The organism is Mycobacterium noviomagense, from assembly GCF_010731635.1.
GTDB lineage: Bacteria > Actinomycetota > Actinomycetes > Mycobacteriales > Mycobacteriaceae > Mycobacterium > Mycobacterium noviomagense.
The window spans coordinates 931603-955485 of the sequence record NZ_AP022583.1 but is presented as its reverse complement, the minus strand read 5'-3'; the positions used below and the strand labels follow the sequence as shown (position 1 = coordinate 955485).

Here is a 23883-nt window from a genome sequence, read left to right as displayed (position 1 = left end):
GCTCCCCAATCCCACCTGTCGGGGGCCGTCGGCCCGACGCGCGACCAACGTCGGTGTGATCACGCCGCCATCCAGACACGAATCAATTCTTCCTCATGCCGACTGTGCGGACGCGCAGGCGATCGGTGTGGCTGCTCCCCCTCTTGCTGCGGCAAGATCGGAGACAATGGATGCCGTGATCGGAAGCACCGAAGAAGCCGCACCCGCTGCCGACAAGTGGCCGGAAGAGGTTGCTGTGCTTCTCACCAGCGCCGTCGACCAGGCCCGCGCCGCGATCGCGGAGTTCAGCGGCCCGGAAACGGTGGGCGAATACCTCGGGGTCAGCTACGAGGATGCCAGCGCGGCCACGCACCGATTCTTGGCGCGTCTGTCCGGCTATCAGGGATGGCAGTGGGCCGTCGTCGTCGCCACATACCCGGGCGCCGATCATGCGACGATCAGTGAAGTGGTGCTCGTCCCCGGTCCGACTGCGCTGCTGGCCCCCGAATGGGTTCCGTGGGAACAGCGAATCAAACCGGGAGACTTAGGACCTGGAGATCTGCTCGCCACTCCGCCGGATGACCCGCGGCTGGTCCCCGGTTACACCGCCAGTGGCGACCCGCAAGTCGATGAAGTCGCCGCCGAGATCGGCCTGGGCCGACGGCAGGTGATGAGTGCCTGGGGCCGCGCCCAAGCAGCGCAACGCTGGCATGACGGCCACTACGGTCCTGCCTCGCCGATGGCGCGTTCGACCAAACGGGTGTGCCGCGACTGCGGCTTCTACCTTCCGCTGGCAGGTTCACTCGGCCGGATGTTCGGCGTATGCGGCAACGAGATGTCGGCCGACGGGCATGTCGTGGACTCCGAGTACGGCTGCGGCGCGCACTCGGACACCCAAGCTCCAGCGGGCAGCGGTTCGCCGATGTACGACCCGTATGACGACGGGGTGCTCGACGTCACCGACAAGCCCGCGGACTCCACGAACTAGCCGCTCTCGGCTGCGGCCTTGATCTTGGCCAGCGAGGCGTTCATGCCGTCGACCAGTTCGCGCTCGAAACTGTCGACTCCACCGAACAACGCGTTCACCGTCATCGTCGAGATGGGCTTGACGCCGTTCTCGGCATGCCGGCTCTCGATCACCCGGGTGCCCTGCTCGGTCGGGTCGAGCTCGTAGCTCCAGATCGTGCCGTTGGCGTTGACCCGGAAAGCCAGTTTCTTCTCGGGAATCACTTCGGTGACCGTGCAGGTGGTCGGCCAGAACAGCTTGTTACGCCGGTTGAGGTTGAGGGTGCGGGTCCCCGGACGCAGTGGCCCGAGCGGCCGCATCCAGCGGCACTGCGGGCTCCACTGCGGCATCCGGCGGAAATCAGAGATCAGCTGCCACACCTTGGAGGCTGGTGCATTGATGCCGATTTCGGCTTGCAACAGCGGCGCTGCCATTGGTCCTCCTCGGTTTGCTCGTTCATCTGCGGTCGGGGTTGCGCTGGTGGTCCAGACCCGTCTGGGCGCCGCGTGCCCCTCGGCGGGCAGCGTCGCGTTGCCACAGGAAGATACCTGTGCCGAGCAGCCCGGTGGCCAGCCCTGCCACTGTTACGGGCCGCCACGCCTCGAGGGCCGGCACAGTGAACGCCGCGACGGTGGCGACCAACCAAACCAGTGCGCCCACGCCGATGACCGGCCATACCTCCAGCAGCCCAGCCGGAAGCGACGGCGGTTGGGGAGTGTCGTGAGGCTCGGCTGACATCGAGTTGAAGATAACGCGGCGCCGTGGAGCGGCCTGCGGAGGATTCGACGTAGACGATGCCAAGCTCTGATGTTCTGACGTAACCTTCGCGCTGTGATGGACGGCGACACGCGGCTGGCCAGCGATTTGTCGTTGGCGGTCATGCGGCTCTCTCGCCAACTGCGGTTTCGGCGCCCGCAGTCGCCGGTGTCGCTGTCACAACTGTCGGCGCTGGCGACGTTGGACAAAGACGGCCCGATGACGCCGGGCGCGCTGGCCGAGCGGGAACGAGTCAGGCCACCGTCGATGACCCGGGTGATCGCCTCGCTGGCCGAGCTGGGCTTGGTGGACCGCACCGCACATCCCGACGACGGCCGGCAAGTTCTGGTCTCGGTGTCGCACGCCGGCGCTGAGCTGCTGGAGTCCGAACGCCGCGCCAGTCGAGAGTGGCTGGCCCAACGGCTGGCCGCACTGGGCAGCGCCGAACGCGACACGCTGCGCACCGCGGCTGACCTGATGCTGGCGCTGGTCGACGAAAGCCCGTGAGCGCCAGCGTGTTCGGGGACATCGACGTCCGCGACGTCACTGATCCCGACGACCCTCGCGTCGACGACTTCCGAGACCTCAACAGTGTCGACCGTCGCCCCGATCTGCCGACCGGCAAGGGATTGGTGATCGCCGAGGGAGTGCTGGTCGTGCAGCGCATGCTGGCGTCCCGGTTCACCCCGGTGGCCCTGTTGGGTACCGACCGCCGGCTGGCCGAACTCAAAGCTGATCTGGTCGGCGTCGATGCCCCGTACTACCGGGTTTCCGCCGACGTCATGTCACAAGTGGTCGGCTTTCACCTCAACCGCGGAGTGCTGGCCGCGGCACGCCGGGTACCCGAGCCGACCGTGGCCGAAGTCGTGGACGGCGCCCGCACCGTCGTCGTGCTCGAAGGGGTCAACGACCACGAGAACCTCGGCTCGATTTTTCGCAACGCGGCCGGGCTGGGCGTCGATGCTGTGGTGTTCGGGAGCGGCTGCGCCGACCCGCTGTACCGTCGTGCGGTCCGGGTATCCATGGGTCATGCACTGCTGGTGCCGTACGCACGTGCGGCCGACTGGCCTGGCGAGCTGAAAGTACTGCGAGACAACGGATTTCGGATGCTGGCGATGACGCCGGACGAGCGGGCACAGCCGTTGTCGGCCGCGATGGCGGCACTGCACGACCAGCGGGTCGCGGTGCTGGTAGGCGCCGAGGGGCCTGGTTTGAGCGAAAAAGCGATGCGCGCCTGCGACATACGGGTGCGTATTCCGATGTCGCGCGGCACCGATTCGCTCAATGTCGCCACCGCCGCCGCCCTTGCCTTCTACGAACGGGCCAGGCTGGACCATTGAGTTAGGCTCGCGCCGTGACCGACCAATCCACGCCGTGGGGCACCGGTTTGACGGTGGCGGGGTTTGTCGCCGCAGTAACCGGGGTCGCGGTCGTGGTGCTCACCCTTGGGCTGATCCGGGTTCATCCCGTGTTGGCCGTCGGGCTCAACATCATTGCCGCCGGCGGGCTGGCGCCGACATTGTGGGGCTGGCGGCACACGCCGGTGCTGCGCTGGTTTGTGCTGGGCGCAGGTGTCGGGGTGTCGTGCGCCTGGCTGGGGCTGCTGACGTTGGCGGTGTTGGGCCGCGCTTAGCGGTTTCCGCCTGAGCGCACGCCGAGCAACACGTCTTCCCACGCCGGAACCGGTGGCTTGCCGCGGCGGGCGCGCGCCGACTGACGCTGGCGTTCCGGGGGAGCGGTCGGCTCTTGCGGCTCTTGCGGCAGCGGCGGCGGTGCTGGTTCGTCGAAGTCGAGCTGGGCCACCGGCGCTACCGACCGCAGCGGGCGGTCGAAGTCGGGATCGATCAGCTCGCTGGCGGCGTCGTCGATGGCCGTCACGGTCCCGCCGTGGGCGCCGGGGCAGTAGCGGAAGTGCGCGAGGTTGTCCGAGCGGCCGGCCTTCCAGGCGAGCTGGACCGTCCAGCGGCCGTCGTCGCGGCGCCATGCATCCCAGCTGGTGCTGTCGGGGTCCAGACCACGCGCCGACAGGGCGGCGGTCACCGTCTCCAGCAGCGTCAACACCGCGGGACCATCGGCGAGCACCGGGTGCGCTGCGGTTGCCAGCTCGGCGGCCCGAGAGCGTTCCAGCAGCACCGGGTGTGCGAACCGCTGGACCCGGGCGATGTCGGCCCCGGTCGCTGCGGCCACCTGCTCGATCGATGCGCCCGCACGGATGCGGGCCTGGATCTCTTTGGGGCTGAGCATGTTATTGACCTCGATGTCGATCCGGGTTTGCCCCAGCCGTGCGCCATCGCCGCGTACCGCCGCCCGCAGCCGGTCGTCGACCAGCAGCTTGAACCTTTCACTCGGGTCCCCGTTGCTGCCCAGGCCCTCGCAGATGATGTGTTTGCCGTCGACATCGAGTCCAAGCACCGTGAGTTCCCGCATGTCGACCTCCTCGCAGGCTCTTGGCATACCAACGCGACGGGCCTGTCAGGTGCGCACTCTAATGCAGCTAGCGGCGTCAACCGCGCTGACACGCGGGCCGGCCGACGACCGTTTAGAGCCGTTCGACCACCCAGTCGATGCACTCGGTGAGCGCGCTGACGTCATCAGGGTCGACGGCGGGGAACATACCGACCCGCAGTTGGTTGCGGCCGAGTTTGCGGTAGGGCTCGGTGTCGACGATGCCGTTGGCTCGCAGCACCTTGGCGACTGCCGCAGCATCGACGTCGTCGTTGAAGTCCAGGGTGCCCACCACTTGCGAGCGCAGCCGAGGCTCCGCGACGAACGGCGTGGTGTAGGGCCGCTCTTGCGCCCAGGAGTACAGCCGCTGCGAGGAGTCCGCAGTGCGCTTGACCGCCCAATCCAGCCCGCCGTTGCCGATCAGCCAGTCGATTTGCTCGGCCAGCAGCACGAGCGTGCCGATCGCGGGCGTGTTGTAGGTCTGGTTCTTGAGGCTGTTGTCCACGGCGATCGGCAGCGACAGGAAGTCGGGTACCCAGCGCCCGGACGCGGCGATGGCCTCGATGCGGCCTAGGGCCGCCGGGCTCAAAAGGGCTATCCACAAGCCGCCGTCGCTAGCGAAACTCTTCTGCGGCGCGAAGTAATAGGCATCAGCCTCGGTGATGTCGACCGGCAGGCCCCCGGCACCCGACGTGGCGTCGATCGCGATCAGCGCGTCGCCGGAGCCCGCCGGACGCTGCACCGGCACCGCCACCCCGGTCGACGTTTCGTTGTGTGCCCAGGCGATGACGTCGACCGACGGGTCGCTCTGCGGCTCCGGTGCGCTGCCGGGATCGGCCTTGATGACAATCGGGTCGCCGATGAACGGGTTCTTGGCGACCGCCGAGGTGAACTTGGAGCTGAACTCGCCATAGCTCAGGTGCAGTGACCGCTTGTCGATGAGGCAGAACGCCGCGGCATCCCAGAACGCCGTCGCGCCGCCGTTGCCCAGAACCACCTCGTAGCCGTCGGGTAGCGAGAAGTAGTCGCGCAGGCCGTCGCGGACCCGACCAACCAAGTTTTTCACCGGCGCCTGCCGGTGAGAGGTGCCGAACAGCCCGGCGGCACTACCGCTCAGCGTCTGTAACTGTTCCGGACGGACCTTCGACGGTCCACAGCCGAAGCGGCCGTCGCGGGGTTTGATGTCGTCGGGGATCGTCAACTGGTCAGCCATGACTACCAGCCTAATGAGCCGGCCTTTGGGGTAAGCCGCCGCGGCGAGGCGACCACGGGAAGTGGCCTGGGTCACAAGACAGCCGTCAAGTCCGGGTGTGCCACAGTGCCGGATCGGGTATAGAAAGTTCGCGGTACCTGCGGTACCGTGTACACGACCCGTCCAAATGTAAACCTCGTCAGGAGGCTAGCCCGTGGCTCGGACGAAGATAGTGCAGCGTTGGCGCCGCAACATGGAGGTGTCCGACGACGCAGAATACGTCGACAAGCTGACCACATTGTCCGAGGGGTCGGTGCGGCGCAACTTCAACCCGTATACCGACATCGACTGGGATGCACCCGAATTCGCGGTCACCGACAACGACACGCGGTGGGTCCTACCGGCCACGGACCCGCTGGGCCGCCACCCTTGGTATCAGGCGCAGCCGCTGGAGCGCCAGATCAAGATCGGTATGTGGCGGCAGGCGAACGTCGCCAAGGTGGGTCTGCACTTTGAATCGATCCTGATTCGCGGGCTGATGGAGTACGCGTTCTGGGTTCCCAACGGGTCCCCCGAGTACCGCTACTGCCTGCACGAGGCGGTCGAAGAGTGCAACCACACGATGATGTTCCAGGAGATGGTGAACCGTATCGGCGCCGACGTGCCCGGCATGCCGCGGCTACTGAAGTGGATCCAGCCGTTCATCCCGTTGGTCGCCGGCCCGTTGCCGATCCCGTTCTGGTTCGGCATCCTCGCCGGCGAGGAGCCCATCGACCACGCGCAGAAGAACATCCTGCGTGAGAGCAAGGAACTGCATCCGATCATGGAGCGGGTGATGGCCATCCACGTGGCCGAGGAGGCCCGCCACATCTCCTTCGCTCACGAGTACCTGCGCAAGCGAGTTCCGCATCTGCCGAGGCGTAAGCGGTTCTGGTTGTCGCTGTATGTTCCGCTGACGATGCGGATCCTGTGCTCGGCAATCGTGGTGCCGCCGAAGGCCTTCTGGCGTGAGTTCGACATTCCGCGTCAGGTGCGCAAGGAAGTGTTCTTCCGCTCGCCGGAGTCGCAGAAGATGATTCGCGACATGTTCGGCGACGTTCGGATGCTCTGCTACGACACCGGGCTGATGAACCCGGTCGCCAAGATCGTGTGGCGGCTCTGCAAGATCAGCGGCAAGCCGTCGCGCTATCGCAGCGAGCCGCAGCGCCAGCATCTCGTCGCTGTCGCGTAACGCGTTTCATGCCGCACGTCATCACCCAGTCGTGCTGTAGCGACGGGTCCTGCGTTTACGCCTGTCCGGTGAACTGCATCCATCCCTCACCGGACGAGCCGGGGTTTGCCACTTCCGAGATGCTCTACATCGACCCGGTAGCCTGTGTCGACTGCGGGGCCTGCGTGAGCGCCTGCCCGGTCGGGGCGATTGCCCCGGACACCCGGCTCACCGTCGAGCAGCAGCCGTTCGTCGACATCAACGCCTCCTATTACCCGGATCGGCCCACCGACAAGAAGCTGCCGCCGACGTCGAAGCTGGCGCCGGTGATCCCGGCGCCGCAGGTGCACCGCGGCCCGTTGACGGTGGCCATCGTCGGGTCAGGGCCCGCCGCGATGTACGCCGCCGACGAATTGCTCACCCAGCACGGTGTGCGGGTCAATGTCTTCGAAAAGCTGCCTACCCCTTATGGATTGGTGCGCGCTGGGGTGGCACCTGACCACCAGAGCACCAAAGGGGTCACCCAGCTTTTCGACCGGATCGCGCAGCATCGCGGCTTTCGCTTCTATCTCAATGTCGAGATCGGCAAGCACCTGAGCCACGCCGACCTGCTCGCCCACCACCACGCCGTGATCTATGCCAGCGGCGCGCCCAACGACCGTCGGCTCGACATCGACGGCATGGGTCTGCCCGGCACGGCGACCGCCACCGAGGTGGTGGCGTGGTACAACGGCCACCCCGAATTCGCTGATTTGCCAGTCGATCTCGCTCATGAGCGGGTCGTACTCATCGGCAACGGCAACGTCGCTTTGGATGTGGCGCGGGTGCTCACCGCCGACCCGGACGAGTTGGCCGGCACGGATATCTCAGACCACGCCCTGAAAGCACTGCGCGCCTCGCGGGTCCAGGAGGTGGTCATCGCCGCCCGGCGCGGGCCCGCGCATTCGGCGTTCACGCTGCCCGAGCTGATCGGGCTGACGACGACGGCCGAGGTGGTGCTGGACGCGCACGACCACGACCTGGTGCGGCGCGACCTGGCGAGCGTCTCCGACACCTTGACCCGGCAGAAGCTCGAGATCTTGAGCAAACTCGGCGACGGCTCGTCGCCGGCGACGCGGCCCCGGATCCGGCTGGCCTACCAACTCACACCCCGGCGGGTGCTCGGCGGTCAGCGCGCCACTGGCGTGGAGTTCTGCGTCACCGGCACCGACGAGGTGCGCCAACTCGACGCGGGACTGGTGCTGACCTCAATCGGCTACCGGGGCAAGCCAATTCGCGACCTGCCGTTCGACGACGTCGCCGCAGTCGTCCCGAACGACAAGGGCAGGGTCATCGATCCGGGATCGGGCCGGCCGGTGGCGGGCGCCTATGTGGCCGGCTGGATCAAGCGCGGACCGACCGGGTTCATCGGCACCAACAAGTCCTGCGCGCTGCAGACGGTGCAGCAACTGGTCGACGACTTCAACGCCGGCTTGCTCGCCGAGCCGATCAGCAGACCATCCGCGTTGGACAAACTCGTTCGGGCGCGCCAGCCCGACGCCATCGACGCCGCCGGGTGGCAGGCCATCGACGCCGCCGAGGTTGCCCGGGGCGGCGATGGACGTCCGCGCAACAAGTTCACCTCGATCGCCGACATGCTGGCCGCCGCGGCAAGCGCACCCGCGCCACCGCTGCGTCAGCGGCTGGCCAACCGGCTGCGCGAATTCGCTTAGCCTGCCTGGCCGCCCATCGCGGCGGCGATTTCGTCCATGCTGACCTCACGCACCGGTTGCCCGAGCGACCAGTGGTGCCCGAACGGGTCGGCGACCACGCCGTAGCGGTCACCCCAGAACTGGTCCTCCAATGGCGCAACGACGGTGGCGCCGGCGTCGAGCGCCTGTTGGAACTTGGCGTCCACGTCGGTGACGGTCAAATGAATCGTGACGGGAGTCCCGCCCAGCGCCTTGGGGGTCATCGACTTGCCGCCGCAGACCTCCGGGAAGTCATCGGCAAGCATGACCAAGAAGCCGTTGATGCGCACCGCGGCGTGGATCAGTTTGCCGTCCGGCCGGGGCACACGGCCCAGCTCCACGGCGTCAAACGCCTTGGTATAGAAGTCGATCGCGACGGCGGCGTCGTCGACGACCAGGTGGGGCGACAGCGCGGGTTCGACGGTGATCGCCATGGTGGCCTCCCTCAGGTTGGTTTCTCGTGGCCCGGGCGGGCTCACAAGTACTGACGGGGCCTACGACACAAACTCATCGCGGCGCCATCACCCCTTCTGGACCTGGTCCCACCCTTCGACGGATTCCGGGCTGCGCGGGCTGGGCCCAACGTAGATGGCCGACGGCCGCACCAGCTTGCCCAGATTCTTCTGCTCGAGAATGTGGGCGCACCAGCCGGCGGTGCGACCGCAGGTGAACATCGCCGGCATCATCTTGGCCGGCACCTGGGCGAAGTCGAGAATCACCGCGGCCCAGAACTCCACGTTGGTTTCGATCGCGCGATCCGGGCGACGCTCCCGCAGCTCAGCCAACGCCGCTTGCTCAACCGCCAATGCCACTTCATAGCGCGGCGCGCCCAGCCGCTTGGCCGTCGCCCGGAGTACTCGCGCTCGCGGGTCCTCTGCGCGGTAGACGCGGTGCCCGAATCCCATCAGCTTCTCGCCGCGATCGAGGATTCCCTTGACCAGACCTCGCGCGTCGTCGGTGCGCTCCACCTCTTCGAGCATGGGCAGCACCCGGGCCGGCGCACCGCCATGCAGCGGGCCGCTCATCGCGCCGATGGCTCCTGAGAGCGCGGCCGCCACATCGGCGCCGGTCGATGCGATCACCCGGGCGGTGAACGTCGAGGCGTTCATGCCGTGCTCGGCGGCCGACACCCAATACGCGTCGACGGCTTCGACGTGGCGAGGGTCGGGCTCGCCCTGCCAACGTGTCATGAAACGCGCTGTGATGGTTGAGCATTCGTCGATGACTCGTTGCGGGACGGCCGGCTGGTGGATTCCTCGCGCCGACTGGGCGACATAGGACAGCGCCATAACCGACGCTCGGGCCAGCTGCTCGCGTGCGGTGGTGTCGTCGATGTCGAGCAGCGGCTGGTATCCCCAGATCGGTGCCAACATGGCCAAACCCGCCTGCACGTCGACCCGGACATCGCCGCTGTGGATCGGCAGTGGGAACGGCTCCGCCGGCGGCAGGCCATGCCCGAATTTTCCGTCGACCAGCAGCGCCCACGTATCGCCGAAGGTGACCTGTCGGCTCACAAGATCCTCGATATCCACGCCGCGGTAGCGCAGCGCGCCGCCGTCCTTGTCCGGTTCGGCGATCTCGGTGGTGAACGCAACTACGCCGTCGAGGCCGGCGACGAAATTCTCCGGGACCACAGTCATGGCGCCGATTCTCTCATTCCGCCCGGCGACGGCCGCTACCGGTCGGTAATGAACGGCCGGAGTAGCGTAAGCGCGATGGCAGGTCCCGAAAACGAGCACCTGGCGGCGATGCGGGTGGAATACAGCGCGGAAAAAGACGGCAGCCCCGACCTCGACTCGGATTGGCTCGACGAGGGCTGGGTTGCGTTGTTCCACAAGTGGATCGGCGACGCCGAACGCGCCGGAATCGCCGAACCCAACGCCATGGTGTTGGCCACCGCCGACTCGGGAAAACCCTTCACCCGCTCGGTGCTATGCAAAGGCGTCGACGAGACCGGGATCACGTTCTTCACCAACTACGACTCGGCCAAGGGCACCCAGCTGGCGGCTATCCCGTACGCGTCGGCGACCTTTCCCTGGTACCTGTTGGGCCGGCAGTTCCACATCCGGGGGCCGGTGAGCAAGGTCGATCCTCGCGTCACCGAGGACTACTGGTCCAAGCGGCCGCGCGGCTCGCAGCTGGGCGCGTGGGCGTCACACCAGTCGGCTCCGATCGCCTCGCGTGCGGCGCTGCTCGATCAGCTCGCCGAGGTGACTGCGCGCTTCGCCGGCGTCGAGCACATCCCGGTGCCGCCGAACTGGGGCGGATACCGCATCGCGCCCGAGGTGGTCGAGTTCTGGCAGGGCCGAGAAGACCGGCTGCACAACCGAATTCGCGTCATCGGCGATCGCGTCGAACGCCTGCAGCCCTAACGAGGTGAGGCTGTTCGCCGACACCACACCGCTGGGAAGCCCCGACTTTCGCCGACTGTGGCTGGCCGGGATACCCAGCGTCATCGGTGCGAACCTGACGATTTTCGCGGTCCCCGTCCAGATCTAGGCGCTCACCCAGAATTCGGCGTACGTCGGGCTTGCCGGCGTGTTCGCGCTGGTGCCGCTGATCGTCTTCGGTCTGCTGGGCGGCGCCTGGGCCGACGCCATGGACCGGCGGGTGCTACTGATCATCGCCTCCTGCGGACTGGCGGGGGCGTCGCTGCTGTTGTGGCTGCAGGCTGCCCTGTCGGTCGACGACGTGTGGGTGGTGCTGTGCCTGTTGGCTCTGCAGCAGGCGTGCTACGCGGTGAACTCGCCGACCCGCTCGGCGGCCATTCCGCGGATGCTGCCGGGCCATCAACTGACCGCCGCCAACGCGCTGAACATGACCGTCACCGGCTTCGGCTCAATCATCGGCCCGCTGCTGGCCGGGGTGATGTTGAACTGGGTTGAGCTGTCCACGCTATATCTGATCGACGCGTTGACCTGCCTCGCCCCGATCTCGGCGACGTTTCGGCTGGCCCCGATGCCGGTGACCGAACCCGCCGAGCCCGGCCGGGCGCGGTGGGGTCTGACGGCCGTGCTCGCGGGCTTCCGCTACCTGTCCGGCAACACCGTGGTGTTGATGTCGTTCGTCGTCGACCTGATCGCGATGGTCCTGGGCATGCCGCGAGCGCTGTTCCCTCAACTGGCTCACGAGAACTTCGGCGGACCGATCGAGGGCGGCACCACGATGGCGCTGTTGGCCGGGGCGATGTCGGTCGGTGTTGTTGTCGGTGGCGTGTTCTCGGGGTGGTTCCCTCGGGTCCAACGGCAGGGGCTGGCCGTCGTCGTCGCGATCGCGGTGTGGGGGATGGCGATGGTCGGCTTCGGGCTGGTCAGCGCAGCCGCACATGGCCGGGCCGGCCCGCTGCTGTGGGCGGCCCTGGGCCGCATGGCCTTTGGTGGTGTGGCGGACACGGCTTCGGCTGCCTTCCGGCAAACCATCCTGCAGCAAGCTGACTCCGATGACCTGCGGGGGCGCCTGCAAGGAGTGTTCATCGTGGTAGTTGCTGGAGGACCCCGTCTGGTGACGCGGTGCACGGCACCGCCGGCGGCGGGGCACTGGTGATCGTCGGGGTCCTGATCGCCGCGCTGGCCGCGCCAGCGTTTCTCGGCTACCGCATCCAGCGCTTCGCCGGACAGCCGCTGCGGTCTACCAAAACCTCCTGAGTAGCCTTCGACGGCCCCCCACAGGCGCGACGGGAAGATAACGACTACCTTGAGCTATACGCGCCTGTAGGTAAGGCCAGCGTTGTCACTGCTGATTTGCGCAAAGGGGTTCTAGTGGCCGCAAGCGACGACATCGCCACTCTCCGCTACCCGGGTGGCGAGTTGGACTTGGAGATCGTGCACGCCACGGAAGGAGCCGACGGCATTGCGCTCGGCCCGCTGCTGGCCAAGACGGGGTACACCACGTTCGACACCGGTTACGCCAACACCGCCTCGACCAAAAGCTCCATCTGCTTCATCGACGGTGAAGCCGGAATCCTGCGCTACCGCGGCTATCCGATCGAGCAGCTCGCCGAGAAGTCGACGTTCATCGAGGTCAGTTATCTGCTGATCTACGGGGAGCTGCCGACCAAGGAACAACTGGCCGCCTTCACCCGCCAGATTCAGCGGCACACCCTCTTGCACGAGGACCTCAAGCGGTTCTTCGACGGATTTCCCCGCAATGCACATCCCATGCCGGTGTTGTCCAGCGCCGTCAACGCGTTGAGTGCCTACTACCAGGACTCGCTGGACCCCATGGACAGCGATCAAGTCGAGCTGTCGACGATCCGGTTGTTGGCCAAGCTGCCCACCATCGCGGCCTATGCATACAAGAAGTCGGTCGGCCAGCCGTTCCTCTACCCGGACAACTCGCACACTTTGGTGGAGAACTTCTTGCGGATGACGTTCGGGTTGCCGGCCGAGCCCTACGAGGTTGACCCCGAAGTGGTCCGCGCGCTGGACATGCTGTTCATCTTGCACGCCGACCACGAGCAGAACTGTTCGACGTCGACGGTCCGGCTGGTCGGCTCGTCGCAGGCCAACCTGTTCACCTCGATATCGGGCGGCATCAATGCGTTGTGGGGACCGCTGCACGGCGGCGCCAACCAAGCGGTGCTGGAGATGCTGGAAAAGATCCGCCAAGAAGGCGGCGACGTTCACGAGTTCGTCCGCAAGGTGAAGAACCGCGAAGCCGGCGTCAAGCTGATGGGGTTCGGGCACCGCGTCTACAAGAACTACGACCCGCGAGCCCGCATCGTCAAAGAGCAAGCCGACAAGATTTTGGGCAAGGTCGGCGCCGACGACGATCTGCTGGACATCGCTAAGGCCCTCGAGGAAGCTGCCCTCACCGACGACTACTTCATCGAACGCAAGCTCTACCCCAACGTCGACTTCTACACCGGCCTGATCTATCGGGCCATCGGGTTCCCCGTGCGGATGTTCACGGTGCTGTTCGCGTTGGGCCGGCTGCCCGGGTGGATCGCGCACTGGCGTGAAATGCACGACGAGGGCGACAGCCGCATAGGCCGGCCCCGCCAGATCTACACCGGATACGGCGAGCGCGACTACGTCACGATCGACGCGCGTTAGTTCCTACAGCGGTGTTCGCCGGGCCTGCCCGGCCACTACCGCCATCGCGGCGTTGTGACCACCGATACCTGACACTGCACGACCGCGGCGAGACGCCGAGCCGCACAACATGATTCGCTCGTGGCCGGTGGCTACCCCCCATTGGCGCGCTGGTGTATCGAGCGGGTCGTCGTCCTCGGCGAACGGCCAACACAATGCGCCGTGAAAGATGTTGCCGCCGCTCATCGCCAGCGTCCGCTCTAAATCCAGCGTGGTCTTCGTCTCGATGCAGGGCCGGCCATGGGCGTCGGCCATCAGCACCTCTTGAATCGGCTCGGCCAGAAGCGAATTCAGCGACGCCAAGACGGCGTCGGTGAGCTGCTCGCGAACTACCTCAGGGCCGGCGTCGGAAAGCAACGCATGCGGCGTGTGCAGGCCGAACACCGTCAGGGTCGCTGCACCGGAATGGCGCAAAGCCGGGGACAAGACACTGGGGTCGGTCAGCGAATGGCAATAGATCTCGCACGGCAACGGATCAGGTACTCGGCCGTGAGCTGCCATTGAGTAGGCGGCATCCAGCTGGCTCCACGTCTCGTTGACGTGGAATGTCCCGCCGAAGGCTTGCTCGGGGATCACTGCGTCGTCGCGCAACCGGGGCAGTCGCCGCACCACCATGTTCACTTTGACTTGACAACCATGCGCCAGCGGCGGTCGGTGTTCACCTAGCAGGTCGGCCAGCACCACCGGTGTGACACCGGCCAGAATGTGTCGGCCCGTGACCAACCGCTCGTCGTCGCCGACGCGGTAGCACACTTCGCCGTCGGGATCAATGGCGTAAACGTCTGCGCCAGTGGTGATTTCGGCACCATAACCCGCTGCCGCCGCGGCCAGGGCCGTCGTCACCGAGCCCATGCCGCCCACCGGCACATCCCATTGGCCAGTACCCTGGCCAAGCAGGTGATACAGAAAGCAGGTGTTCTGGCGCAGCGAGGCATCGTCGAGCCGCTCGAAGGTGCCGATCAGCGCGTCGGTTGCGATCACACCGCGGACGAGGTCGTTGCCCACCCCCGCGGCGATGGCGCGTCCGATCGGTTCCTCGATCATCGCCTGCCACGCGTCGGCGGCCGCTGGGGGACTGTGGTCGATGACGTGGCGGCGCATCTGCGCACGGGTGCGCAGCGGCTCGAGCAGCGTCGGCCACATCGGCTCGGTCACCAGTCGGCAGCGCCGGTAGAACTCGGTGAAGCCGCGTTCGTCGTCGGCGGCTCCGATCGCGGGAAACATGTTGTGCGCACCGATGAGCAGGCCCGTGCGCCCGGCGTTGGCCGGGTCGGGGCTATAGGACGCATATCGCCGCCGCGCCAGTCGCACGGGAGCACCGATATCGTCGACGATGCGCGGTGGCAGCAGGCTGACCAGGTAGGCGTACCGCGAGAGCTGTGCGTCGACGCCGTCGAAGACGTGCGCCGACACCGCGGCTCCGCCGACATGTTCCAACCGCTCCAGGACCCGCACGCGTAGGCCGGCGCGGGCCAGATACGCGGCCGCGACTAACCCGTTATGCCCCCCGCCCACCACAATCGCGTCGAATTCCCGCGCCGCATTGGCAGACACACCGCGCCGATCCGTTAGCTGAGGTAGCCCTCGACTTGGTCGGGCGGGCGCACACGCGCCTCGCGGGGGTCACCACCGGTTTCGCGCAGGGCCCGACGCTGTCGCAGCAGATCCCAACACTGGTCGAGTTCTGTCTCGACGCGGCGCAGCCGCGCGTGCTCCTCCGACTCAGTGATGTCTTTGTGCACCAGCTGCTCGCGCAGCGTCTTCTCTTCGGCAACCAAGTCCCGAATGCGAGCCAGTGTGTCTTGGTCGGTGGGTCTTCTTTCCTCTGCCACCACACCAGTGTGCCCGAGGTAGGCGTGCTGCTGCCCGAGTACCAGACCGTGGTCACGTTTTCGCGATACCAGGGCTCGCTGATGGACGGCTGCTTTAGGCTTCATATCGCTTGCGATCTGGCTTGGACATCGACGTTTATAGGGGAGGGCCCATGGCGGGTTCCGGCGAAGCACCCGCAAACACCCAATGGCGCAAAGTTTCCAAGTTCTACCGACGTCCCCCCGGCATTGCTTGGCTGGTCGCGCTGGTGGTTATTCCCCTGCTGTTGGGAGCGATCGGCTACGGGCTCGCCGAGCGTTCGCGCTCTCAGGTCACCGGTCCAAGCGGTGGTGTGCCGACCCTGACCCACACGAGCACCCCCGGCGCTACGCGGAAACCGCCGGCGATACCACCCATATCGCTGGCGCCGCTCTCAATTAGCCGCAAGGGCAACGACATAACGCTGCGCGGCGACTTCCCCGACGACATGGCCAAGGGCGCACTGCTAGAAGCTGTCAGGAGCTCGGTCGGTCCCAACGTCAACGTCATCGACACAATACGGATCAACCCGAACATCAACGCCCTCGATTTCTCCGACGCCGGACCGGTTTTCAGTGCCGCAGCGTCGATGACCGACTTCAAACTCGACGTCAACGGCGACACCGTCACCTTGGCCGGAACCGCTGCAACAACCGACCAGGCAGACGCCGTCGAACAGGCAGCCGACGACGCCTGGCCCAATCTGAACATCGTCGACAAGATCGAGATCAGCGGGCCCATCACGCTGACCGGCTCACCGAGCCCGCCGTCACCGGGACCCCCGCGATGAACAGTTGCCGGAGGTCCGCGCCAAGAATCGCCGTGTCGAAATCGTGCAGCTAAGGAGAATTCGACGTGGATTTCGTGATCCAGTGGTTGTGGTATCTGCTTGCGTTCGTGGTGGGCTCAGCGGTTGCCTGGGTGATCACCGTCGTCGCGATCAGGCGCAAGAGCGAAGACGAAGCCATCGCGGATCTGCCCGGCTCACGCGAGATAGGAACACGGTGATGGACGACGTAAACGGGTGGCTGATCGTCCTGGCGTTCTTACTCGGTTTGCTACTGACGTCCGCGCTGATGATTCGGCGCGTCACACGGGAAGTGCCGGCGGGTGGCGCTGTCGAGTCGGAGACCCAGCAGCAGGGCGAGGAGACTTAGGGCCCGAGGCCTCAGGTCGGTGCGGGCAGGCGCAGCAGCAGGCGCGCGCCGCCCAGCGGGCTGTCCTCCAGCGACGCGGTGCCCCCGTGCAGCTGGGCTTGCTGCGCCACCAACGCCAGCCCTAGACCGGAGCCCGAATGCGACGCCGTGGACCCGCGGGAGAACCGCTCGAACACCACGTGTCGCTCTTCCTCTGGCACACCGGTGCCGTTGTCGTCGATCGCGATCTCCACGCCGGCCCGTGAGCTGACCGCAGACAGCTGCACTCTATTGGCGCCGCCGTGTTTGACCGCGTTGGCGATCGCGTTGTCGACGGCCAGCCGCAATCCCGCCGGCAGCCCCACAATGATGCAGGTCGGCGAGGGCACCAGCGAAACATCGAGATTGGGGTAGACCCGCATGGCATCGTGCGCGGCACGGTCCAGCAACTCGGTGATGTCGACCGGCACATGATCTTCCCGCGTGGAGAGCTCACCCTGGGCAAGCCGCTCCAGCGCGCTCAGCGTCGCCTCGATGCGCGACTGAGTGCGGATCACGTCATTGAGCACTTCTTTGCGTTGGTCGTCCGGCAGGTCCAGGGTGGCCAGCACTTCCAGGTTGGTGCGCATCGCGGTCAGCGGGGTGCGCAGCTCGTGCGCCGACACCGACGCGAAGTCGCGAGCCGACGCCAGCGCTTCCTTGGTGCGGTTCTGCTCGTCCCAGATGCGCTGCAGCATGCCGCGCATGGCCTCAGCGATCTCGACGGCCTCGCTGGCGCCGCGCACCTGCACCTGCGGCGCCTGGTCGCCGGCGTCGATCGACCGGGTCTGCTGGGCCAGCCGCTTGAACGGCCGCACCGCGAAGGTGGCCAGCAGCCAGGCGAACACCGCTGCCGCGGCGATCGCGAACGCACAGATCAAAATCACCCGCCGGTGCAGGTTGTTGGTTTCGGCGATGGTCTCGTCGTAGGTGGCCCCGACTTCCACCGACATCGGTTGCGGCGCAGGGATTTCCACGGTGCGCACGCGGTAGCGCTTGCCGTTGATGTCGGTGTCGGCGTAGTCGTGGTTCAGCTTCGGCAGCGTGACGCTGGAATTGGAGGTCACCTGATCGCCGCGGCGGACGGTGATGACGGTGTTCTGGTCGTTAGGGGAGCGCGGAATCTCATCGAGACCGCGGGGCAGGAACGGGACGGCGAAGCCGGCGGCCTCGTCGAGGCGGCGGTCCAGCCAGTACAACCGGTCGTTGGTGATCCCGACCCACACGATGGTTCCGACGATGAGCACCGGGATCGCCGCGCCGATGGCCGTCGCGACCACAACCCGTGCGCGCAGCGATGGCGTACGGGTCAAGATTCGCGACAGTAAGTTCATAGGTTCCCTTGCGGTCACTGCATACGCAGTACGAAACCCACCCCTCGAACAGTATGCAGCAGCCGCGGTGCGCCGCCGGCCTCCAGCTTGCGCCGCAGGTAGCCGATGAACACGTCGACGACGTTGGTGTCGGCCGCGAAGTCGTAGCCCCACACCAGTTCGAGCAGTTGGGCGCGCGACAGCACAGCGGTCTTGTGCTCAGCCAGCACGGCCAGTAGGTCGAACTCGCGCTTGGTCAAGTCCACATCAATCCCGTTGACCCGGGCGCGCCGACCCGGGATGTCGACCTCCAGGGGGCCCACCGTGATGGTTTCCGAGGACGACGTCGCGGTGGAGCCGCGGCGGCGCAGCAGCGCGCGCACCCGGGCGACGAGCTCGGCCAGCACGAACGGTTTGACCAGGTAGTCGTCGGCGCCGGCTTCCAGCCCGGCCACCCGGTCGTCAACCGAGCTGCGTGCGGAGAGCACGCAGACCGGCACGTCGTTGTCCATGGCGCGCAGCGCGGTGACCACGCTGACGCCGTCCAGCACCGGCATGTTGATGTCCAGCACGATCGCGTCGGGCCGGGTTTCGGTGGCGCTGCGCAGCGCCTCGGCGCCGTCGGCCGCGGTGGACACCTCGAATCCGGACAGTCGCAGTCCGCGTTCCAGCGAGGCCAACACATCCGAGTCGTCGTCGACAACCAAAACCCGGGGTGTGGTTGCACCAGTGTCCATGCCGCCTATCTTGCCTGATGAACCGGCTTAGCTGTGGGATGCTGCGCGCTGCGATGCCGACGGTCAGCGGTAGACCAGACCCGATAGCCGCCAGGCCAGCCCACTGCGCACAGCGGGCACGCGTGCGGCGAGCCGCATGGCTCCGTTACGGATGGGACGCGCCGCTTTGGGCAGGGTCGCCAGTCGGGTCAACCGTCCGGTGGTGGCCAGCACCTGGCGGGCTATCGGCCGGCGAGCCGCGCTGTAGGCGTCGAGGGCCGTGTCGGAGCCGCCGTGCAGCACCTCGCCCAGCGCGTCGGCCAAGGCCACCGCGTCTTGGATGCCCAGATTCATGCCCTGCCCGCCGGCCGGACTGTGCACGTGGGCAGCGTCGCCGGCCAGCACCAGCCGACCGGCCCGGTAGGTGTCGGCGACGCGGTGGTGGATCCGGAATCGCGACCCCCACAGCACCTCACGCACCTGGGTGCGTCCGGGGCCGAAACCGCGGGCATCGAGCAACGACTGCACGAACTCCGTCGACGGCTCTTCGGGTGCGTCGAAGATCGGTGCGACGATGCGGTGAATGCCGTCGGGCAGCGGGGCGAGGACGTTGAGACCGCTCACTGCGTAGAACAGGATGACCTCGTCGTCGGGCGCCTCGCCCGACAGCCGGGCGTCGGCCAGCGCGAACGACTCCGGATACTCGCCGCCGGTGAAGCCGATCCCGGCCAGTTCGCGAACGGTGCTGTGCATGCCGTCGGCCCCGACGACGTAGCGTGCCCGGATATCCTCGCCGTCGTCGAAGGCGGCGGTGACGCCGTCGCGGCCCTGGGTGAGGTGGGTCAGCGTCTTGGGCCGGAGCACTTCGCCGCCGAGCTCGGTCAGCCGTTCGACGAGCAGCTTCTCTGTGGTGGCCTGCGAAATCATCAGCGTGTAGGGGTAGCGGGTGGGCAGCACCGAGAAATCGATCGGCATCAGGATCCGCGTCTGGTGGCGCATGGTGAACCGCGCTGCGATGAGACCGGCCTTGACCATGCGCCGCGACACGTCGATGCCTTCGAGAACCTCCAGCGTGCGGGCATTGACCGCCGCGGCGCGCGAGGTGTTGGCGCCTGCCGCCAAGCAGTCGCCGATCATCACTCGCGCCCCGCGGTTGAGCAGCGAGATCGCCAGAGTTAGCCCAGTGGGCCCCGCTCCCACGACGAGGACATCGGTATCGGTCATGGCGTGACTCCTTCCTAAGTCAACGCTTGTTGGCATAGTCCAGCATGCTCCTTGTGGGTTCGTATGTCAACAGTTGTTGGCCTACAATCGTTGACATGAGACGGGCGTCGGAGGAGAGCAAGGCTGCGATCCTGGCGGCCGCGCGCGAGCGGTTCGGCACTGCCGGCTTCCAGGCCGCCACCATCCGGGCGATCGCCGCTGATGCCGGTGTCGATCCGGCGATGGTGATGCGGTACTACGGCAGCAAAGACAAGTTGTTCGCGGCCGCGGCGGATTTCGACCTGAGGTTTCCTGATCTGTCGCAGGCCGAGCGGACCGACGTCGGGCGGGCGCTGGTGCGGCATTTCCTCGAGCGCTGGGAGGGCGACGACGCGCTGGTCATCCTGCTGCGCTCGAGTGCCACCAATGACGAAGCCGCACAACGGATGCGGCAGATCTTTGAAACTCAGCTGCAGCCGTTGGTGGCCAGCGTCGCGCCGGCGGCGGAATCAGAGCGCAGGGCCGGGCTGATCGCCACCCAGATCATGGGGATGGCGTTCTGCCGGTTCGTGTTGCGGCTGGCGCCGGTGGTTGCGATGAGCCGCGACGAGATCGTCGAGTGGCTTGGGCCGACGATCCAGCGCTACCTCGGCCCGCCGGATAGCTAACGCAGGCCGATGCGCCGGTAGCGCTCCAGTCGCGCTGCCATCCGCTCGGCGTCGGGCACAGCGCGCAGTGCGTGCACTTCGGCGGCGATGGCGCTGCAGAGCCGGGTGGAGAACTCGATCGGCTCGTCGGAGGCATCGGGATGCTCGACCACGATGCGATCGACGATGCCCGATGCCAGCAGGTCGGCTGACCGAATGCCCTGTGCTGCAGCTAGTTCCGCGGCATGGTCGGTGTCGCGGAAGACGATCGCGCTGGCGCCCTCGGGCGGCAGCGGCGCCAGCCAGCCGTGCAGCGCGGCCAACACGCGGTCGGCGGGCACCATCGCCAGTGCCGGGCCGCCGCTGCCCTGGCCCAGCAGCACCGACACCGTCGGCGTGTCCAGGGTGACCAGATCGGCCAAGCAGCGGGCGATCTCGCCGGCCAGCCCGCCCTCCTCAGCTTCGGCCGACAAGGCCGGGCCGGCGGTGTCGATGACCAGCACCAGGGGAAGGCGCAATTCGCCCGCGAGAGCCATGCCGCGGCGGGCCTCGCGCAACGACGCGGGACCGACGATTCCGCCGACCACGCGCTGCTGGCCGAGCACCACCGCGGGCTGACCGGCGAACCGGGCCAGCGCCAACAGAGTGGTCGCTGCCTCGCCCTGTTCGGTGCCCGACAACAGCACCTGTTCGGTGCAGCCATGCCGCAGCAGGTGGCGCACTCCCGGCCGGTCCGGCCGCCGCGATGCCACCACCGAATCCCACGCCGGCACATCGGGTATCGGCTCGCTGGACGGCGACGGCGACGATGACGCGGGCTCGTCGGCGAGCACCGCCAACGCTCGATCCAGCGTGTGCCGTAGCTCATCGAGGGGGACCACGCCGTCGATCACCCCGTGCCGCTGCAGGTTCTCCGCGGTCTGGATCCCGGCGGGAAACGGTTCGCCGTAGAGCTGCTCGTAGACGCGCGGGCCCAGGAAACCGATCAGCGCGCCGGGCTCGGCGATGGTGACGTGTCCCAGCGAGCCCCACGACGCGAACACCCCGCCGGTGGTCGGATCGCGCAGGTAGACCAAGTAGGGCAGGTGTGCCTGCTTGTGCAGGGTGACGGCTGCGGCGATCTTGACCATCTGCAGGAATGCGACTGTGCCTTCCTGCATGCGGGTGCCGCCGGAGCTCGGCGACGCCAGCAGCGGCAACCGCTCCGCCGTTGCACGTTGCACCGCGGCGGTGATCCGTTCGGCCGCCGCCACACCGATCGAGCCGCCGAGGAAGCCGAATTCACAGACCACCACCGCTACGCGGCGACCGAAGATCCGGCCCTCTCCGGTCAGCACCGACTCGTCGATGCCGGTAGCGGCCCGGGCGGCGGCCAGCTCGCGAGCGTAGGACTCCGAAGTCGGCACCGGCGTCGGCGCGGTGTCCCAGCTGACGAACGACCCGTCGTCCAGCACCGCGTCGCGCAGTTTGTCGAGTCCCATGCGGCGCCCGTTCACGTCACCTCGGCGGGCTCAGATAATGCGGGTAGGTGGTTGCCTGCCCGGCGCAGCATCGGCGCGAACGTGAGCCAGATGACCAGCGATCCCACCGACAGTCCGCCGAGCAGGAAGAAAGCGGTTGGGAATCCCCATATCTGGGCGACATAGCCGCCGAGCACCGGGCTCAGCGCGCCACCGAGACCTTGGGCTGCCATGATCGCGCCCTGGCCGATGTTGATGTGCCCCGTGCCGTCGAGCAGGCGGGCCACCAGCCCGGGCACCGCCACCGAGAGCATGCCCGCGCCGACCCCGTCGAGCACCTGCACCGGAATGACGCCCCAGGTGGTGATCACGTTGGCGGCGATGAGCCCGCGGACGGGCAGCGCGCTGAACGCGACCAGGATCGCCAGCCAGTAGCCGCGGGTTTGGGCGATCCGCATCGCCGCCAGCGAGGCGACGATCATCACAGCCTGGGCGACGACCACGGTGCTGGCCACCGTGATGAACGGGTTGGCGTGAGTGGCGACCACCGCCAGCCCGTAGAGCGGCAGCATCGCGGCGTTGCCCAGGTGGAACAGCACCACCGCGGCGGCCAACGCCAGCAGCGGCTTGGATTCGATGAGCACTCGCAGCTTTTTGACCGGGGCCTGGTCGCCGGTCAGCGCCTCGCCGCGGGCGATGTGGTGGTTGATGCGACCGGGCGGAATCGCCAGGGTCGAGGCGATGGCCACCACTGCGAAGGCCGCGGCCAACCAGAACACGCCGGCGTAGCCGAACACCCAACCCAGCAGCCCGCCCAGGCCGGCACCGGCCATGTTGCCGGCGTGGTTGAAGGCCTGGTTGCGGCCGATCTGGCTGGTGAACCCCATTTGGCCGACCAAGCCGAGCGTGATGCCGATGACCGCCGGGGCGATGGCCGCCCCGGAGATGCACATGACGGCCTGCGCGGCGGCGACCACCCAGAAGTGATGGTTGGTCAGAATCACCGCCGACGCGGCGACGGCGGCCAGGCCGACGCCGATGACGCAGGCCCGCTTGCGGGTGGTGGCATCGACCAAAGCTCCGGCGGGCGCGACGGTCACCATGCCCACGATGGCGCCCAGGGTGATGACCGCACCGATGGTCCCGGTCTGCCAGCCGCGGCTGGCCAGCAGCACCCCCAGAAAGGGCCCCATGCCGGCCTCCATGTCGGCCATGAAGAAATTCAGCGACTGCAGCGCGGCCCGATCACGCGTTCGCACCGTCGGCGCGACGAAGTCCTCGGCTGGCACGCCTAGATTCTTCCGGCATTGCAGCGGGACGTCGCAACATGACGCGGACCACTCCGCGTCGGCCTAGCCCGTTAGGCTGGCGCGCATGATCGGTGTCACCCGCGTCGAAGCCGTCACCACCATTGAGCTGCAGCGTGCTGAGCGGCGAAACGCCCTGAACTCCGAGCTGGTCGAGGAGCTGCGCGAAGCCGTGGAAAAAGCGGCGGCCGAAAATGTGCGCGCGATCGTGCTGACCGGTCAGGGCACCGTGTTCTGCGCTGGCGCAGACCTGAGCGGAGACGCGTTCGCCGCCGACTATCCGGACCGGCTCATCGCGTTGCACAAAGCGATGGATGCCGCGCCGATGCCGGTGATCGGCGCCATCAACGGACCGGCCATCGGCGCCGGCTTGCAGCTGGCGATGCAGTGCGATCTGCGGGTCGTTGCCCCAGACGCGTTCTTCCAGTTCCCCACCTCGAAATACGGCCTGGCACTTGATAACTGGAGCATCCGTCGGCTGTGCTCGCTGGTAGGTCACGGCCGCGCGCGGGCGATGCTGCTGGCCGCCGAGAAGCTGCCGGCCGACGTGGCGCTGGCCACCGGCATGGCCAACCGGATCGGCACGGTGGCCGATGCGCAGGCCTGGGCGGCGGAGATCGCCGGGCTGGCGCCTCTGGCGCTGCAGCACGCCAAGCGAGTGCTCAACGACGACGGCGCCATCGAGGAAGCGTCGCCGGTCCACAAGGAGCTGTTCGATAAGGCGTGGGCCAGCCAGGACGCGATCGAGGCCCAGGTCGCTCGCATACAGAAACGGCCACCGAACTTCCAGGGAGCCTGAA

Annotated in this window: 26 protein-coding genes and 1 pseudogene; 14 read left to right on the top strand and 13 right to left on the bottom strand. The window is 67.2% G+C overall.

What is annotated here, in order from left to right:
• The first annotated feature begins 175 nt into the window (after positions 1–175).
• The gene (locus tag G6N15_RS04310; protein ID WP_139797826.1) at positions 176–967 is read left to right on the top strand and encodes a DUF3027 domain-containing protein; all 792 of its coding nucleotides are present in this window, start codon (positions 176–178) and stop codon (positions 965–967) included.
• Here G6N15_RS04310 and G6N15_RS04305 read toward each other — a convergent pair.
• On the bottom strand, positions 964–1419 hold the full coding sequence (locus G6N15_RS04305) for an SRPBCC family protein (RefSeq protein ID WP_083087635.1): 456 nt from the start codon (positions 1417–1419) through the stop codon (positions 964–966). The genes G6N15_RS04310 and G6N15_RS04305 overlap by 4 nt on opposite strands.
• A gap of 22 nt (positions 1420–1441) precedes the next feature.
• Positions 1442–1723, bottom strand: coding sequence for a DUF2530 domain-containing protein (locus G6N15_RS04300; protein ID WP_083087636.1), 282 nt, complete (start codon positions 1721–1723; stop codon positions 1442–1444).
• A 93-nt stretch (positions 1724–1816) separates the two neighbouring features.
• Between G6N15_RS04300 and G6N15_RS04295 the strand changes: the two genes are divergently transcribed.
• The 3 genes from G6N15_RS04295 to G6N15_RS04285 are packed head-to-tail and all read left to right on the top strand — an operon-like array spanning position 1817 to position 3374.
• The gene (locus tag G6N15_RS04295; protein ID WP_083087637.1) at positions 1817–2248 is read left to right on the top strand and encodes an Rv0880 family HTH-type transcriptional regulator; all 432 of its coding nucleotides are present in this window, start codon (positions 1817–1819) and stop codon (positions 2246–2248) included.
• On the top strand, positions 2245–3081 hold the full coding sequence (locus G6N15_RS04290) for a TrmH family RNA methyltransferase (RefSeq protein ID WP_083087638.1): 837 nt from the start codon (positions 2245–2247) through the stop codon (positions 3079–3081). The genes G6N15_RS04295 and G6N15_RS04290 overlap by 4 nt, the downstream gene beginning before the upstream one ends.
• Before the next feature lie 14 nt (positions 3082–3095).
• Complete coding sequence (locus tag G6N15_RS04285) at positions 3096–3374, top strand: DUF2537 domain-containing protein (RefSeq protein ID WP_083087639.1); 279 nt, start codon at positions 3096–3098, stop codon at positions 3372–3374.
• On the opposite strand, the gene sepH is transcribed toward G6N15_RS04285, so the two are convergent.
• Positions 3371–4168 (bottom strand): septation protein SepH, encoded by a 798-nt coding sequence (gene sepH, locus G6N15_RS04280; protein ID WP_083087640.1) that lies wholly within the window; start codon positions 4166–4168, stop codon positions 3371–3373. The two genes, G6N15_RS04285 and sepH, sit on opposite strands and share 4 nt — an antisense overlap.
• Positions 4169–4280: 112 nt before the next feature.
• Entirely contained in the window at positions 4281–5399 is a 1119-nt protein-coding gene (serC, locus tag G6N15_RS04275) for a phosphoserine transaminase (protein WP_083087641.1), read from the bottom strand.
• 193 nt (positions 5400–5592) lie between these two features.
• On the opposite strand from serC, the gene G6N15_RS04270 reads away from it, so the two are divergent.
• Both G6N15_RS04270 and G6N15_RS04265 read left to right on the top strand, forming a co-directional pair.
• Entirely contained in the window at positions 5593–6609 is a 1017-nt protein-coding gene (locus G6N15_RS04270; RefSeq protein WP_163747940.1) for an AurF N-oxygenase family protein, read from the top strand.
• A gap of 8 nt (positions 6610–6617) precedes the next feature.
• Positions 6618–8300, top strand: coding sequence for an FAD-dependent oxidoreductase (locus G6N15_RS04265; protein WP_083087643.1), 1683 nt, complete (start codon positions 6618–6620; stop codon positions 8298–8300).
• Here the strand turns inward: G6N15_RS04265 and G6N15_RS04260 are convergent.
• Both G6N15_RS04260 and G6N15_RS04255 read right to left on the bottom strand, forming a co-directional pair.
• Positions 8297–8752 (bottom strand): VOC family protein, encoded by a 456-nt coding sequence (locus G6N15_RS04260; protein ID WP_083087644.1) that lies wholly within the window; start codon positions 8750–8752, stop codon positions 8297–8299. The two genes, G6N15_RS04265 and G6N15_RS04260, sit on opposite strands and share 4 nt — an antisense overlap.
• An 87-nt stretch (positions 8753–8839) precedes the next feature.
• Positions 8840–9958, bottom strand: a complete 1119-nt coding sequence (locus tag G6N15_RS04255; protein WP_083087645.1) for a citrate synthase 2 — start codon at positions 9956–9958, stop codon at positions 8840–8842.
• Between the two features lie 75 nt (positions 9959–10033).
• Between G6N15_RS04255 and pdxH the strand changes: the two genes are divergently transcribed.
• The 3 genes and pseudogenes from pdxH (at position 10034) to G6N15_RS04240 (ending at position 13372) form a co-directional block, all read left to right on the top strand.
• The gene (pdxH, locus tag G6N15_RS04250; protein ID WP_083087646.1) at positions 10034–10690 is read left to right on the top strand and encodes a pyridoxamine 5'-phosphate oxidase; all 657 of its coding nucleotides are present in this window, start codon (positions 10034–10036) and stop codon (positions 10688–10690) included.
• Positions 10691–10694: 4 nt separating this feature from the next.
• Positions 10695–11962 (top strand): annotated as a pseudogene (locus G6N15_RS04245) (MFS transporter).
• A gap of 114 nt (positions 11963–12076) precedes the next feature.
• Positions 12077–13372, top strand: coding sequence for a citrate synthase (locus tag G6N15_RS04240; protein WP_083087647.1), 1296 nt, complete (start codon positions 12077–12079; stop codon positions 13370–13372).
• Positions 13373–13375: 3 nt separating this feature from the next.
• On the opposite strand, the gene G6N15_RS04235 is transcribed toward G6N15_RS04240, so the two are convergent.
• On the bottom strand, positions 13376–14932 hold the full coding sequence (locus G6N15_RS04235; protein WP_083087668.1) for a phytoene desaturase family protein: 1557 nt from the start codon (positions 14930–14932) through the stop codon (positions 13376–13378).
• A gap of 47 nt (positions 14933–14979) precedes the next feature.
• Positions 14980–15243, bottom strand: coding sequence for a DUF2630 family protein (locus G6N15_RS04230; RefSeq protein ID WP_083087669.1), 264 nt, complete (start codon positions 15241–15243; stop codon positions 14980–14982).
• Between the two features lie 152 nt (positions 15244–15395).
• On the opposite strand from G6N15_RS04230, the gene arfA reads away from it, so the two are divergent.
• The 3 genes from arfA (at position 15396) to arfC (ending at position 16419) form a co-directional block, all read left to right on the top strand.
• Positions 15396–16052 carry a channel-forming protein ArfA/OmpATb gene (gene arfA / locus G6N15_RS04225; protein WP_139797827.1) on the top strand — a complete coding sequence of 219 codons (657 nt, stop codon included), beginning with the start codon at positions 15396–15398 and terminating at the stop codon, positions 16050–16052.
• A gap of 65 nt (positions 16053–16117) precedes the next feature.
• A complete protein-coding gene (gene arfB, locus G6N15_RS22685; protein WP_169922507.1) occupies positions 16118–16270 on the top strand; it encodes a channel accessory protein ArfB in 153 nt (50 codons plus the stop codon).
• Positions 16270–16419: a channel accessory protein ArfC gene (arfC, locus tag G6N15_RS04220; protein ID WP_163747938.1), complete on the top strand. Its 150-nt coding sequence runs from the start codon at positions 16270–16272 to the stop codon at positions 16417–16419. Before arfB ends, arfC begins: the two co-directional genes overlap by 1 nt.
• A gap of 11 nt (positions 16420–16430) precedes the next feature.
• On the opposite strand, the gene G6N15_RS04215 is transcribed toward arfC, so the two are convergent.
• From G6N15_RS04215 to G6N15_RS04205, 3 genes are read right to left on the bottom strand one after another with little or no spacing between them, the layout of a single operon-like run.
• Positions 16431–17771, bottom strand: coding sequence for a sensor histidine kinase (locus G6N15_RS04215; protein ID WP_083087648.1), 1341 nt, complete (start codon positions 17769–17771; stop codon positions 16431–16433).
• Between the two features lie 14 nt (positions 17772–17785).
• The gene (gene prrA, locus G6N15_RS04210) at positions 17786–18496 is read right to left on the bottom strand and encodes a two-component system response regulator PrrA (RefSeq protein ID WP_139797828.1); all 711 of its coding nucleotides are present in this window, start codon (positions 18494–18496) and stop codon (positions 17786–17788) included.
• 54 nt (positions 18497–18550) lie between these two features.
• Positions 18551–19690, bottom strand: a complete 1140-nt coding sequence (locus G6N15_RS04205; protein WP_083087650.1) for an FAD-dependent monooxygenase — start codon at positions 19688–19690, stop codon at positions 18551–18553.
• A 95-nt stretch (positions 19691–19785) separates the two neighbouring features.
• Between G6N15_RS04205 and G6N15_RS04200 the strand changes: the two genes are divergently transcribed.
• Complete coding sequence (locus tag G6N15_RS04200) at positions 19786–20337, top strand: TetR/AcrR family transcriptional regulator (RefSeq protein WP_083087651.1); 552 nt, start codon at positions 19786–19788, stop codon at positions 20335–20337.
• Here G6N15_RS04200 and G6N15_RS04195 read toward each other — a convergent pair.
• Both G6N15_RS04195 and G6N15_RS04190 read right to left on the bottom strand, forming a co-directional pair.
• Positions 20334–21797: an acetyl-coenzyme A carboxylase carboxyl transferase subunits beta/alpha gene (locus tag G6N15_RS04195; RefSeq protein WP_083087652.1), complete on the bottom strand. Its 1464-nt coding sequence runs from the start codon at positions 21795–21797 to the stop codon at positions 20334–20336. The two genes, G6N15_RS04200 and G6N15_RS04195, sit on opposite strands and share 4 nt — an antisense overlap.
• Positions 21798–21808: 11 nt before the next feature.
• A complete protein-coding gene (locus G6N15_RS04190) occupies positions 21809–23065 on the bottom strand; it encodes an MFS transporter (protein WP_232070344.1) in 1257 nt (418 codons plus the stop codon).
• Between the two features lie 85 nt (positions 23066–23150).
• Between G6N15_RS04190 and G6N15_RS04185 the strand changes: the two genes are divergently transcribed.
• Positions 23151–23882 (top strand): enoyl-CoA hydratase, encoded by a 732-nt coding sequence (locus G6N15_RS04185; RefSeq protein WP_083087653.1) that lies wholly within the window; start codon positions 23151–23153, stop codon positions 23880–23882.
• Position 23883: the final 1 nt, after the last annotated feature.

Excerpts from the sequence above, each read along its gene's own strand:
- G6N15_RS04305 (WP_083087635.1), bottom strand. The coding sequence starts at position 1,419 with ATGGCAGCGCCGCTGTTGCAAGCCGAAATCGGCATCAATGCACCAGCC.
- G6N15_RS04300 (WP_083087636.1), bottom strand. The coding sequence starts at position 1,723 with ATGTCAGCCGAGCCTCACGACACTCCCCAACCGCCGTCGCTTCCGGCT.
- sepH (WP_083087640.1), bottom strand. The coding sequence starts at position 4,168 with ATGCGGGAACTCACGGTGCTTGGACTCGATGTCGACGGCAAACACATC.
- serC (WP_083087641.1), bottom strand. The coding sequence starts at position 5,399 with ATGGCTGACCAGTTGACGATCCCCGACGACATCAAACCCCGCGACGGC.
- G6N15_RS04265 (WP_083087643.1), top strand. The coding sequence starts at position 6,618 with ATGCCGCACGTCATCACCCAGTCGTGCTGTAGCGACGGGTCCTGCGTT.
- G6N15_RS04260 (WP_083087644.1), bottom strand. The coding sequence starts at position 8,752 with ATGGCGATCACCGTCGAACCCGCGCTGTCGCCCCACCTGGTCGTCGAC.
- G6N15_RS04255 (WP_083087645.1), bottom strand. The coding sequence starts at position 9,958 with ATGACTGTGGTCCCGGAGAATTTCGTCGCCGGCCTCGACGGCGTAGTT.
- pdxH (WP_083087646.1), top strand. The coding sequence starts at position 10,034 with ATGGCAGGTCCCGAAAACGAGCACCTGGCGGCGATGCGGGTGGAATAC.
- arfA (WP_139797827.1), top strand. The coding sequence starts at position 15,396 with ATGGCGGGTTCCGGCGAAGCACCCGCAAACACCCAATGGCGCAAAGTT.
- arfC (WP_163747938.1), top strand. The coding sequence starts at position 16,270 with ATGGACGACGTAAACGGGTGGCTGATCGTCCTGGCGTTCTTACTCGGT.
- G6N15_RS04215 (WP_083087648.1), bottom strand. The coding sequence starts at position 17,771 with ATGAACTTACTGTCGCGAATCTTGACCCGTACGCCATCGCTGCGCGCA.
- G6N15_RS04205 (WP_083087650.1), bottom strand. The coding sequence starts at position 19,690 with ATGACCGATACCGATGTCCTCGTCGTGGGAGCGGGGCCCACTGGGCTA.
- G6N15_RS04200 (WP_083087651.1), top strand. The coding sequence starts at position 19,786 with ATGAGACGGGCGTCGGAGGAGAGCAAGGCTGCGATCCTGGCGGCCGCG.
- G6N15_RS04195 (WP_083087652.1), bottom strand. The coding sequence starts at position 21,797 with ATGGGACTCGACAAACTGCGCGACGCGGTGCTGGACGACGGGTCGTTC.
- G6N15_RS04185 (WP_083087653.1), top strand. The coding sequence starts at position 23,151 with ATGATCGGTGTCACCCGCGTCGAAGCCGTCACCACCATTGAGCTGCAG.